Source organism: Bradyrhizobium sp. LB11.1 (assembly GCF_040549385.1).
Classification (GTDB): Bacteria; Pseudomonadota; Alphaproteobacteria; order Rhizobiales; family Xanthobacteraceae; genus Bradyrhizobium.
The window spans coordinates 1-10,947 of record NZ_JBEPTH010000041.1 but is presented as its reverse complement, the minus strand read 5'-3'; the positions used below and the strand labels follow the sequence as shown (position 1 = coordinate 10,947).

General features: G+C 61.7%; 12 protein-coding genes, 1 tRNA gene and 1 pseudogene. 4 read left to right on the top strand and 10 right to left on the bottom strand.

What is annotated here, in order from left to right; translation table 11 throughout:
- Positions 1–256 precede the first annotated feature (256 nt).
- The 3 genes from ABIA96_RS36235 to ABIA96_RS36225 form a co-directional block, all read right to left on the bottom strand.
- Positions 257–460, bottom strand: a complete 204-nt coding sequence (locus tag ABIA96_RS36235) for a hypothetical protein (RefSeq protein ID WP_354141676.1) — start codon at positions 458–460, stop codon at positions 257–259.
- A 26-nt stretch (positions 461–486) separates the two neighbouring features.
- A complete protein-coding gene (locus tag ABIA96_RS36230; RefSeq protein ID WP_354141675.1) occupies positions 487–696 on the bottom strand; it encodes a response regulator in 210 nt (69 codons plus the stop codon).
- A gap of 572 nt (positions 697–1,268) precedes the next feature.
- On the bottom strand, positions 1,269–1,478 hold the full coding sequence (locus tag ABIA96_RS36225) for a cold-shock protein (RefSeq protein WP_354141674.1): 210 nt from the start codon (positions 1,476–1,478) through the stop codon (positions 1,269–1,271).
- Positions 1,479–2,236: 758 nt separating this feature from the next.
- Here ABIA96_RS36225 and ABIA96_RS36220 point away from each other — a divergent pair.
- Both ABIA96_RS36220 and ABIA96_RS36215 read left to right on the top strand, forming a co-directional pair.
- Positions 2,237–2,470, top strand: coding sequence for a hypothetical protein (locus tag ABIA96_RS36220; protein WP_354141673.1), 234 nt, complete (start codon positions 2,237–2,239; stop codon positions 2,468–2,470).
- 199 nt (positions 2,471–2,669) lie between these two features.
- The gene (locus tag ABIA96_RS36215) at positions 2,670–2,930 is read left to right on the top strand and encodes a hypothetical protein (RefSeq protein WP_354141672.1); all 261 of its coding nucleotides are present in this window, start codon (positions 2,670–2,672) and stop codon (positions 2,928–2,930) included.
- A gap of 132 nt (positions 2,931–3,062) precedes the next feature.
- Here the strand turns inward: ABIA96_RS36215 and ABIA96_RS36210 are convergent, their stop codons facing one another.
- The 6 genes and pseudogenes from ABIA96_RS36210 to ABIA96_RS36185 form a co-directional block, all read right to left on the bottom strand.
- Positions 3,063–3,488, bottom strand: coding sequence for a hypothetical protein (locus ABIA96_RS36210; protein WP_354141671.1), 426 nt, complete (start codon positions 3,486–3,488; stop codon positions 3,063–3,065).
- A gap of 18 nt (positions 3,489–3,506) precedes the next feature.
- Positions 3,507–3,728 carry a hypothetical protein gene (locus tag ABIA96_RS36205; protein WP_354141670.1) on the bottom strand — a complete coding sequence of 74 codons (222 nt, stop codon included), beginning with the start codon at positions 3,726–3,728 and terminating at the stop codon, positions 3,507–3,509.
- A 238-nt stretch (positions 3,729–3,966) separates the two neighbouring features.
- Positions 3,967–4,234, bottom strand: a pseudogene (locus ABIA96_RS36200) (ISL3 family transposase); the annotation flags it as partial.
- Between the two features lie 1,904 nt (positions 4,235–6,138).
- Positions 6,139–6,213: transfer RNA gene (locus tag ABIA96_RS36195), tRNA-Val, on the bottom strand.
- A gap of 160 nt (positions 6,214–6,373) precedes the next feature.
- A complete protein-coding gene (locus ABIA96_RS36190) occupies positions 6,374–7,657 on the bottom strand; it encodes a coiled-coil domain-containing protein (protein WP_354141669.1) in 1,284 nt (427 codons plus the stop codon).
- Positions 7,658–7,773: 116 nt separating this feature from the next.
- Positions 7,774–8,382: a DUF1134 domain-containing protein gene (locus ABIA96_RS36185; RefSeq protein ID WP_354141668.1), complete on the bottom strand. Its 609-nt coding sequence runs from the start codon at positions 8,380–8,382 to the stop codon at positions 7,774–7,776.
- Between the two features lie 141 nt (positions 8,383–8,523).
- Between ABIA96_RS36185 and ABIA96_RS36180 the strand changes: the two genes are divergently transcribed.
- The gene (locus tag ABIA96_RS36180; RefSeq protein WP_354141667.1) at positions 8,524–9,009 is read left to right on the top strand and encodes a YHS domain-containing (seleno)protein; all 486 of its coding nucleotides are present in this window, start codon (positions 8,524–8,526) and stop codon (positions 9,007–9,009) included.
- Here ABIA96_RS36180 and ABIA96_RS36175 read toward each other — a convergent pair.
- A complete protein-coding gene (locus ABIA96_RS36175) occupies positions 8,999–9,829 on the bottom strand; it encodes a 3'(2'),5'-bisphosphate nucleotidase CysQ family protein (RefSeq protein WP_354141666.1) in 831 nt (276 codons plus the stop codon). The two genes, ABIA96_RS36180 and ABIA96_RS36175, sit on opposite strands and share 11 nt — an antisense overlap.
- 175 nt (positions 9,830–10,004) lie before the next feature.
- On the opposite strand from ABIA96_RS36175, the gene chpT reads away from it, so the two are divergent.
- The gene (gene chpT / locus ABIA96_RS36170; protein ID WP_354141665.1) at positions 10,005–10,658 is read left to right on the top strand and encodes a histidine phosphotransferase ChpT; all 654 of its coding nucleotides are present in this window, start codon (positions 10,005–10,007) and stop codon (positions 10,656–10,658) included.
- Positions 10,659–10,947 lie beyond the last annotated feature (289 nt).

The following is a 10,947-nucleotide window of genomic DNA, read 5'->3' as shown; positions in this document are numbered from 1 at the left end:
CGCTGCGATGATCAAGCCGAAAACCGAAGAGTCCGACGAGGTCTAACCGTTAACTGGACAGATCAGCGCGCTTGCGGCCTACCGCGCATGGTTACCCAGAAGTGGTGATCAGCACAAGGGGCTCTGCTCAGGCAGGGCCCTTTTGTTTGAGTGCGATCAAGTTTCGAGGAGTCTGGTCATGTCTGGTCCAACCGCCGCGCGGGCAGGGATCCCGCGCCGCCGCAAGCGTCGCGCCGGACTTCGATGGCGCCCATGGTCACGCCTCGCCCGACCCCGAGAGGATCGACGCCGGCGGCGTGGCGCGCACCGGCAGCGGCCGTTCCGCGGCCTTCAAGGGACCGGACACCCCGGGGGCGTATCGGCCGACCAACGCCAACAGGCGGCGCCTGGTGAAGGGATCGGCCCGCTCGGCCAAAGCGCGAATGCGTTGCGTCTGTTCTTTGCAGAAGTCCTCGTCCATCACGCCACCCCAACTCACACCGAATTTCAGTTTGGCGGCTTCAGTTCGCCGGCAAGCCAGCCGACCGCCTCCGTCTGCATCGGATCCACGGCGAAGCGGACCATTTCGGTACGCTCGCAAGTCGAGCACTCGAAGGTGCGCTCATCGAATCCGCGGGGGCCGGGAGAGATGCGCGCCAACGCCATCCGGTGCTTGCACACAGGACACATCGGACGCTCGTTGGTCGAGGCAGCCATCCCTGAAATCCCCGCGGCCGATCATACGCCGTCCGCAGCCGGAGTCTTCAATATTCGCGCACGAAGAACCTTCCGAGGTGCGCCAAAGGGAACGAGCCCGAGCCCGGTCGGCCCGGGTTGGTCCAGCAGGTTCGCGCGCAAGCGTGGCCTGCGTGGCCCCGCCCCAAGCCCCAAAAGGCGGGGCTCTGAATGCCGAGCACGGCCAAAGCGGCAGCACATTGACGCGTTGGCAGCGGACACTGCGCGTGCGCTCAAAGTTGGCGCGGATCGCGACAGAACTTGCTGACCTCGCCGATCTGCCGGCGGTTCCACCGCAGACCCTTGCCGCGTGGCGCGCCGCGCTCGATACAGATGCTGCATAGATGCATGACTAACGGCCCTCGACTCCGCGGACGCAATCGAGGCTGCTGAGATCGCCGCCATGAAGGTTGATGATGGCTTGCTGGCAGAATCAGCCGCGGTCGACGCTTTGCGCGAGCGGCAGTGGGCAGTGGTCCTTTTGGAGGCAACCCGGCGACCACGCACGTTCCGACCGCTAGGAAATCCGTTTTCATGCCGGCAGGCCATGTTCGCTAGTCAACCCTTAGATTCTCCGCGCTGCTCTTGCCGCGCTTCCGATCAATTTGGACCTCGTAAGATACCTTCTGGCCCTCAGCCAAGCCCGATAGGCCAGCGCGCTCTACTGCGCTTATGTGCACGAAGACATCTTGGCCGCCGTCATTGGGCTGGATGAAACCAAATCCCTTGGTCGCGTTAAACCACTTCACAATGCCTGTCGCCACGTCCGCCTCCCGTTGAACAATGCCAACAGCTTAGGTCGAGCGCGCAGGAGCGAGCAAGGAAAAACTCCCAGCGTTCGCGCGCTGGGGGCGTTTCGAAGCGATGATTAGGTGTAGCAATGGCTCACCAATAGCAGACGATGCCTCTTGCGTTTGTGAAGTGGTTCACAGATCGGGACAAAAAGGCCAGCCGGCGGGCTCATGCTTTGAACCTCATCGCTTCCCAGACCGACAACTAGAATGGTGTCTGAGGACCGCCTTAGAATGAGGTGCCCAAATGGTCCCATCCTTTCATAATGCCGATAGACCCACCCACCGGCGCGTGATGGCAGTCGGCTTGGTATTTTGCCTAGCGTTCGTCGCGATCAGCTTTGCGCTGCGACCGCCGCCGGCTGACGATCGAGTGCTGGTGAAGGCGGATCGCCTGGTGCGCACCGCGGGCGAACCGAGCAAGGCGAGATAGTCTCGCCAGTTGTCGGGCGGCTTTCAGCTACGTAAACGCTCGCGGCCCGACGCGTCTTCGTCCGGTGATCGCGCGCCGGGCCTAACCATTCCCCGCTTCCCCCGTGAGGTTTGGCCGAACCGAGCATAAATCGATTCTCAGGGCACTCATACGTGGCTGTGCGCCCCCCAAGAAGGCAATCGAGACCACCCCGCGGTCTGTATGACGCGCGGCGGCGGCTCGGCACAAAGCCCCCGCCGAAACGATGTGCCGAGCCTAGCCGGTTTTGCTGGTCGATTACTGACCGGATGAGGCCATCATGAAGGCAGAAGGTGCTGTTGAATATTGCTCGGCTGCAACACACGCTAGATTTCAAGAGGCCACAGGCGCCATGCATTGGCCGCCAACCAGGATTGACATCGGTTTTCATGATCCCGCTTTTGCTGAATTTCCTGACAGTCTTTTTCATCATCGCAGGCTTAGTGCTGCTTTGGATGAACCTCCGAGCATCGCGGCGAAACAGAATCAACCTCAGCCCGCAGAAGCCTGGTGAGCAGACTAAGCCTGACCAGTTCCAGAATTAACCTGCAGCGCGGACATCAATCTTAATTTGAGGCTTTGATTGCAGCGGCGTATTGAACGGTTAGGTTTGCGCACCGGACATTGCCCCGTCCGGATCCACCCAGGCGAAGCCCTCGCGCCATCATACTCGACGCGTCGGCTTCGTTTGCTGGCCACGCGCGAGTTTCATTTTGAAGAGGCCGTCGAAACACGAAACGCTCGATCTTGTCGAGATACGTCGGCAGATCACGGCCCTGCGATCCCGGCACTCGGAAAATCTTCGCATCACGCATCTGTTGAACAAGCTGTTTATCAACATTGCATATCTCAGTGAACCGGAGAGCGCAGCTCACGCGAAGCAGCTGCGTGAAGCGTTCGCCAGAACGATGGCGGATATCGGGAAACGCGTCACGGAAAACGCCCGCAAGCCGTCCGGTAAGGCTAACAAGTAGATCACATTGCACCAGGCGATCGCCGAGTTGAGGCTTACCTATAGCCGGGGAGGTGCCCATGTATCGCGTAAACGCCGCCTTCGCGGCTAGGGGCCGCCGCTTCCAGAAGCGGCGGCCCCGCCCATGAGAGGCCTAGTAGGCGCGCCGCACTACTCGGGGGAGAGAGGGCAGTCTCGGAGAAAAGCGGTGGGCAAGCGCGAGCACTGCGGCTTCGTCGGTTTCGAGCGCGATCTTCTGGGCGAGCATCACATCGCCAGCCGCCAGAGCACGTTCGGGAAGGAAACACCAGCCGATGGCGGGCTGTCCAGATGCATCGATCTCTAAAACATTGCTCAGGGTACCATAGTGAACTCGATATCGTCGGCCGGTGTGAGAACCGGTGACTTCGAAATAGTTCTCGGCATCAAATTGCGCGCGCTGCTGTGGAGATAACCAATCTCGCAGAAGCCTGCGCGCACGTGCTTCCGGGCCATTTTGCTCGATGCAGCTCCGATAAAGCGCACGCAAGGCGCGAAAACGCGCATCGCTTCCGACGCCGCTGTGTCTGAACAAGAACATCCGCTGCGCCCGACGGGTCTAGCCGCCGACCAACCGCGGATAGAACAGCGTCTCATCCGCAGTTGAATCAAGTGTCCGTACGACCTTGAGATCGCCGTCGGCCGTCCGGATGGCAGCGATAAATCCCTGTCCGGTCAGCTTCTTGAAGCGCCGCTCAGCCTTGGCCAAGCCCTCCGGGTCGGTTTGGTCAAAAAAATGTCTGCTGTCGCCTGTGTGGTCCATCACGATCTGGGTAGCCATGGAGGAGAACTCCGCAATTGCTAGCCCCCTGACGCAGAAGAACCACGCGGCGTCGGCTGGTGTTCCTAATGCCGGAGAAATTTGTTGTGCTTTCCATTGGGCCGCGTTGACCGAAATCGATGAACCTGATCCGCCGCGAACTTGCCGCCGGCGCAACGCGCGAAACTGATCGCGAAGCGGAAGTTGGAGTCATTCGGCCTGCAATATTGGCTCTGACGCGACTTTGGTGCAGCCGTGATCATGTAGTGCCTATCAGACGAGCCTGAAGTAAGTCGAGTTTGGCGCGTCCGTACATTTGACCCTTGACCAGCTTGAGCTTGGTGATCTGGCCTTCGGTCGGCCCGTTGGACAGAACCTCCTGATCGCGGCGTTGACGGCCGCCTTGTCGTTGATGGCGCCGTTCGCAAAAGATGCGACGAGGCTTGCGCATGCTCGCTCCAACCATGGGTCAATATCTAGGAAAGCTTTTCGCGGATCATCGTGTGAAAAGCGGTGATGATCTCTCGAGGGAGATGCTGCGTCTGCGCCCCCCGCTCCGCCAGCGCCTGCCTCGCCGCCGCGTCCACCAACTTGGGCGAGCGCCGATGAGGTCAAAGCGATACAGCGGCGGCCACGAAGATGGCTGTTCGGTTCATGGCGTCTCTCCTATTCCCGAGAAGACCACAGCAACTCATTTGCGAAGGTTCCTGCCGAGCGTTTCCGAAGTTGTTAAACGGGGGCACGGACTGGCCGCCCGAGGCCTCCGATAGGTCGCAACCTAAAGACGCCCGTCATCCGCGGCTTCAGGCCGGGGAGGAGGCTCAACCGGCGGGATGGCTGCCACAGAACTCGGGGATGAAATCTGAAGGGAAGGACCAGAGACACAGTGCGTGCCGCCTTCGCCGGCTCGTTTGGCGATAGACCGGTAGCGTCCCTGACAGGGCTCGATGCCATCAAACTGCCGCCTGCAAGCCGTTCGGCCACCGGTTTTTCCAGCGGGAGAAGCCCTGAAAGTGGGTTTCTCTCGCCTGCCGAGAGCAACTGAGACGCACCGGAGGAGCAAGTTTTTTTCTAGATTCTCTCCCTCCAGCGAGAGAACTGCAAAACTCTCGGCGCGTGCTCACCGCTCCAGTAAGTTCTTTCGACCGACTAGCTCTGCGAGGCGCTTGCGTGTCAACCTGTCAACCGTGTCAACTCAAGAATAGCCCGAACTAGCTGGCGAATTTTCGGGGCGCGCTTGTGCCGTACGGGGGAGGGGGCGGGGAGGGACCCGTTGATGAAAGATGCTTGGTTGCCAATAAAGGAGACTGGTTAGCGCAGCCGAGGCCATGGCTAAGGCCAACAGTGGACTTGTGCTGTTCAGCTAGCATCATCATTCGATCACCTCGTCGGGACGGAAGCTGGCGGGAAAGTTATCAGCTCAGCCGCAGCGAGAGATTTGATCAGGAAGCTCATAGCCGTGACTTCAGCTGCGAGTGCAGGCATCACCGCCTCACTTCCGCGGGTCTCCTGACCTCGATCATCATCGGAGCGTCCGGCTCCAGACATGGCCTGCTCGATTGGCTGATCCACAACCACGATAGTTCGTCGTCCAGGATCCCTTATCCATCGTCCAGGATTCCCGTTCTTATGTAATCCTGTAGGGATGTCGGATGGCTGAAGGATTGAAAATAATCCTACAGCCATGATTTATCTTTAAATTTCATACACTTAATCTATGTGGCTGTAGGGATGTAGGATAAAGTCCTATGCACACATGAGAAGGGTGCAATAACTTGGATTGTTACTCCGTATTGTAGAGACGCCAAAAACTCATTTCATCCTCCATCCCTGCAGCCGTCCTCATAACGCATTGATATCGGATAGCTTCTTAGGCTGTAGGATGAAAATCAATCATACAGCCATCGTTCATCCGTACAGGCTACGACTAGCTAGTGACGTCCGAACGGCTTTTGGTTCGTAGATAGCTCTTATGCTGGGTGCACGAGAATGCGCCTCCCGACACACGAGCTCGAAGAAGGTCTTCAGATGCGTTGCTCGCGTCCATGTCCGTCCTTCGCGCCACCGTCGAGCGGATCGCATCCATAAAGGGAAGCCCCTTGGCGGGGGTGCGGGGCGTGGTCACTGAAGGCGCAAAACTCTCAAACCTTTATCGAGCGTTCGCAAGCGCTCCGCCATCTGCCGTGCGGAATTGCGCGCGTGCTCTTGACTCAATCGCGATCGATAAGCGATGCCGCGCGCGGCATCATCGAATAGTCATTGCTGATAGTTTAAAGCTCGATCGAAACAAGAACACCTTTGTCGTAAAGCTGCGATTGTTGGGCGGATTTTGGGCGTATTCGTTCGCGTTTTGACGCCTTTGGGCGTATCGAAACGCACATTGGAACCGAGGGGGATCTTGCAGAAAACCCTATAAAACAAGGGGGTTTGGTGGTGGGCGCACAAGGGATCGAACCTTGGACCTCTCCCGTGTGAAGGGAACGCTCTCCCGCTGAGCTATGCACCCGGGACCATCATGCCGACGGCCGGACCTCATCGGCCGGCCGGCGCATTGGAGCCCGCGATTTAGAAGTGCGGGCTAGAAGTGTCAAGTTTTCAGGCGTCTTGTCGCCTGAAAACCTTCCGTCAGTGCCGCAATTCGGCGGCGAGGCCGGATTTTGGGCCGCCTACGCGCCCTGCTGGCGGGCGCGGGAGGCGTGGGCCTGCAGCGCGCGGATGCGCTCGGCGAGCGTTCCGCCACCCTCGGGGAGCGCAGCTGCGGCCGCGCCGTTGGCCGGGCGCGGCGCCGGCTTCGGCGGCTGGCCGGCCTCGGCCGCCAGCAGCGCCTCGATCGGCGAGTTCGGGCCTTCGAGCTGCATCGCCAATTTTGCGACCTCGGCGGCGATGTCGTTGATGCGTTCGCGCAGCAGCGCGTTCTCCATGCGCTCGGTCGCCCAGGAACTCTCCGCCTGCTGCTGGATCGCATTGAGGTCGCGCTGGAGCTTGGCGCGCTCGTCGCGTGCCGTGCCGAGCTGCGCTTCCAGCGCGGTCTTTTCCGCGCGCAGCGACTCCATTGCGGCCGACGACTTGCCGCCGCTCAGAGCGGCGATCTCGACGCGCAGTTCCTTGAGCGTGCGCTCGGAGCCTTCATTGGTCTGGCGAAGCTGGTTGTTCTCATAGTCGCGCTCGGCGAGCAGCTTGCCTTGCGTGGAGAGTCGCCCTTCGAGATCGGCGACGCGGCCCGACAGCATCTCGGCCTCTTTGACCTGTACGATCAGCTGGCGATCGAGGTCGGTGACGCGCTGGCTCAGATTCTCGACGCGACCGCGCGCATCGCCAAGCTCGCGCGAGGCGGTCTCCGAGTCCGAACGCTCCTGCGTCAGTCGCGCCTGCGTGGCGGTGAATTCTTTCTCGGCATCGCCGACGCGGTTCTTCAGCTCTTCGATCTGCGCGCGCACTGCAAGCAGCTCGACCTGGCGGCTCTCCGCCATCATCGAGCGATCGGACAGTTCGGAATTGATTTTTGCGAGCTCGCCCTGCTTGCCGCTCAGCGCAATCTCGGCCTCGCGCAAGGATGCGGTCTTGGCGTTGAACTCTTCTTCGGTGGCGCGGAGCTGTTCCTTGACCGCCTTCTCGCGGGCCTCGAGCGCGAAGATCGTGGCGTTCTTTTCGCCGAGCTCGATCTTCATGCGGTTGATGGCGTCGCTCTTCTTGCCGAGCTCGGCGAGCTGGCTCGTGGTCTTGTTCTTGAGCTGATCGACGCTCATTTCCAGCCGGCGCGCCGACATCGCGAACTCGGCGCGGAGCTGGTCCTTGTCGGCCTGGATCTCCGCCATCGACAGCGGGGTGGCAGCCTCGAGCCGGCGCGTCGTCAGGCGGACCGCGCGGTTGTGCACCAGCGGCACGATGGCAAGCCCGCACAGCATCGACAGCAGGAAACCGATCGCCAGGTACATGATCGGTTCGACCATGGGCCAGAACTCCCAAAACAAGGAAAAATTTACCAAAGACAATGCATGGCGGGCCGGCAAAAAGCCAGCCCCGCCCTGTTGTTAACGTGAATCCGGAACCGGAGGGAGGAGGGGACCTAGAACGGGTTCCAGGTCGCTCGCGGCGTGTATTTGAGGTAGCCGATATTGGCGCCCAGGCGCAGCCCGAGGCCGGAGCGGATCGGCACCAGCACGATGTTGTTGGACGTGAGCGCCGTCATGCCGAAGCCGCCGATAATATAGGCCGAGCCATCGATGCCGCCGAAGCGCTGGTAGATCGCGTTGGTGGCGGGCAGGTTATAGACCAGCGTCATGGTGCGCGCGCCATCGCCGCCCCAGTCGAAGCCGAGCGACGGCCCTTGCCAGTAGACGCGCAGGTCGCCTGCGTTCTTTGTGTAGAGCGTGCCTTCGCCATAGCGCAGGCCGGCGACAAACGCGCCGGAGCCTTCCTCGCCCAGGATATAGCCGTTCGGCAGGCCCCATTGGCTGACCGCCTTCTCGATGATCGACGCAAGGCCGCGCGAGACATTGCCGAAGAAGCGGTGGCCGGCGTTGACGAGCTCGTCCGGCCCGTAGGTGGTGGGCGTCGGGGTTCGCTGCGGTGGCGGCAGGTCCGGCGGCGGCGCGGCCGTCTGGGCGGAAGCCGGCACGATCCAGCCAGCCAGCGCTACGAGCGCCACTGCGGCAAGGCGTGATGCGAAAGTCATAAAAGAACCCCTGGTATCGAAACCGGTCCGCTTCCCTTAACCTGATGCCAACAGGCACGGCCCTAGGTTGCGCCGGATGTCCCCTCGACTCGGATGTTATCCGCAGCAACTATGACGGCACAACGGCAGGAAGATAGCCCTTTGCGCCCCGGAATTGCCTTGATCAGCCGTCTGGTCTGCCTGCTGGCGGGCATTTGGTTCGCCTGCTCCGGGTTGCCGGCGCAGGCTGCCACCACCGAGCGGATCGTCGTCAATCGCTTCTCGGGCGTCGCCATCGAAGGCTTCGATCCCGTGGCCTATTTCGTCGACGGCGGCCCCGAGCAGGGGACGGCGGAGTTCGAGGCCAACCTCTGGGGCGCGGTCTGGCGCTTCCGCAACGAGGGCAACCGGGCCTCCTTCCTCGCCCATCCCGAAATCTACGGCCCGCAGTTTGGCGGCTACGACCCGGCCGATATCGCGCGCGGGGTAACCATCGCCGGCAATCCCCGCTTCTTCGTGATCTCGGCGCAGCGGCTCTATCTGTTCAGCCGCGAAGCCAACCGGGACGCCTTCGCCGCCGACCCGGAACGCTTCCTTTATGAAGTCGGCAAGCGCTGGCCGGCGCTCCAGGACAACCTCAGTCAGTAGGCGTTACCGCCCCCGGGTCGCCCCAGGCGACGAATGCCGGGATGATGAAGCCGGTGTCGCCGCGTTCGCCAAACCGGATCTCGCCGCCCTTGCCGTCGGTCACCTTGCCGCCAGCCGCGGTCACAACCGCGCAGCCCGCCCCGACGTCCCATTCGCAGGTCGGTCCGAAGCGGGGGTAGATGTCGGCGCTGCCCTCGGCGATGCGACCGAATTTGACCGCCGAGCCGCACGTCTTTCTGACGGCATTGGGCCGGCCGTCGATGAATGCTTCGCTGGTCGGGTCGCCGTGCGAGCGACTCACGGCCGCGACCCAGGGCTCGCCAAGCCCGGGCAATCTGCGGGTACGGATCGGCTCGGCAGCGCCGATGGCCATGCCGTCAAACGCCACGCGCTCGGCGCCACGGCCGACGATGCCGCGCCAGAGCAGGCCGAGTGCGGGCGCACTGACAATGCCGAGCAGCGGCACGCCCTCGGTCACGAGGGCGAGATTGACGGTGAACTCGTCGCGGCCGGCGACGAACTCCTTGGTGCCGTCGAGCGGATCGATCAGGAAGAAGCTGCCGCGAAACGGCGGCGAGGCGAGCTGGCACCGTTCTTCCGAAAGCGACGGCACGTCGTTCGCAAGCCTGGCCAGGCCCTCCGCAATGATTCGGTCGGCGGCGAGGTCGGCCTCGGTGACCGGCGAGCCGTCCTGCTTGCCGTCGACCCGCATCGCCGCGCGGTTGACGCCAAGGATCGCCTCGCCGGCCTGCACCACCAGCGCGGACAGGGGCTCCATCAGCCGGGATGCGGCCTCGCCGTCGATGATCCTCACCTGCATGCCTCATTCATTGGCAAGTCTCGCCTCTCTTCACCTGATTCGCTTGCGCCCCTTACGGCCGTTTCGAACCTATCGCAAGCTAGCTGCCACGGGCTGGCGAATGTTAGAACCCGAAGCAACAGTTTAAGCATGCGTGATTCGCCGCGTCCGCGCCTTGCAATTCCAGGAACCCTTTATGTCTGACGCTCCGTCACCCGGAACCGCTTCTGCTCCCGATATGCTCGAACTCGCGGCACTGCTGTGCTCGCGGGTCTGCCACGATCTCATCAGCCCGGTGGGCGCCATCGTCAATGGGCTCGAGGTGCTCGATGACAATCCCAAGCCCGAGGACCGCGAATTCGCGCTCGATCTGATTCGCAAGAGTGCGAAGACGGCCTCCGCCCGCCTGCAGTTCTGCCGCCTCGCCTTCGGTGCGGCCGGCTCCTCCGGCGCGCAGATCGACCTCGGCGATGCCCAGACCATGGCGCGCGGCCACATCGAGGACGGCAAGTGCACGATTACGTGGAATTTGCCGCGGCTCCTGCTGCCGAAGAATCGCGTCAAGCTGCTGCTCAATATGCTTGTCGTGTCCCAGCATACGATCCCGCGCGGCGGCATGCTCACGATCGATCCGATCGGCGAGGGCGAGACGATGAGCTTCCGCATCACTGCGACCGGACACAACGCACGCCTGCCGCAGAACATCTCCGAGCTTCTGAGCGGTGAACGCGGGCCGGCTGCGGACGCGCACGCGATCCAGCCTTATTACACGCGCCTGTTGGCGCAGGCCTGCGGGCTCACCGTGACGCTCAAGCTGGAAGGCGAAGCCATCATCATTACCGCTTCGTAAGCGCGCCCGTCGCTCTCAGACGTTAATCGAATCTTTACGAGGCGCTTCGGCTTGTCCCGAGCGCCTTATCTCTTTGTTGGTTCCGTTCTTTTGCACTTACTCAACCATTATTAAACGCTTTGCGGTGAAGCTGGCTCCATTCTGAAATGGCGCATCACAGTTCGTGCGTGCCCTCCCTGTATGAAGGCCTGTTTTCATGGATGATCTGTTGCGGGAGTTTCTGACGGAGACCAGCGAGAGCCTGGACACCGTGGACAATCAGTTGGTGAAGTTCGAGCAGGAGCCGAAC

Bases quoted from the DNA above. Each gene is read 5' to 3' on its own strand.
- ABIA96_RS36190 (WP_354141669.1), bottom strand. From the start codon at position 7,657: ATGGTCGAACCGATCATGTACCTGGCGATCGGTTTCCTGCTGTCGATG.
- ABIA96_RS36220 (WP_354141673.1), top strand. From the start codon at position 2,237: ATGAAGGCAGAAGGTGCTGTTGAATATTGCTCGGCTGCAACACACGCT.
- chpT (WP_354141665.1), top strand. From the start codon at position 10,005: ATGTCTGACGCTCCGTCACCCGGAACCGCTTCTGCTCCCGATATGCTC.
- ABIA96_RS36175 (WP_354141666.1), bottom strand. From the start codon at position 9,829: ATGCAGGTGAGGATCATCGACGGCGAGGCCGCATCCCGGCTGATGGAG.
- ABIA96_RS36235 (WP_354141676.1), bottom strand. From the start codon at position 460: ATGGACGAGGACTTCTGCAAAGAACAGACGCAACGCATTCGCGCTTTG.
- ABIA96_RS36230 (WP_354141675.1), bottom strand. From the start codon at position 696: ATGGCTGCCTCGACCAACGAGCGTCCGATGTGTCCTGTGTGCAAGCAC.
- ABIA96_RS36210 (WP_354141671.1), bottom strand. From the start codon at position 3,488: ATGTTCTTGTTCAGACACAGCGGCGTCGGAAGCGATGCGCGTTTTCGC.
- ABIA96_RS36205 (WP_354141670.1), bottom strand. From the start codon at position 3,728: ATGGCTACCCAGATCGTGATGGACCACACAGGCGACAGCAGACATTTT.
- ABIA96_RS36185 (WP_354141668.1), bottom strand. From the start codon at position 8,382: ATGACTTTCGCATCACGCCTTGCCGCAGTGGCGCTCGTAGCGCTGGCT.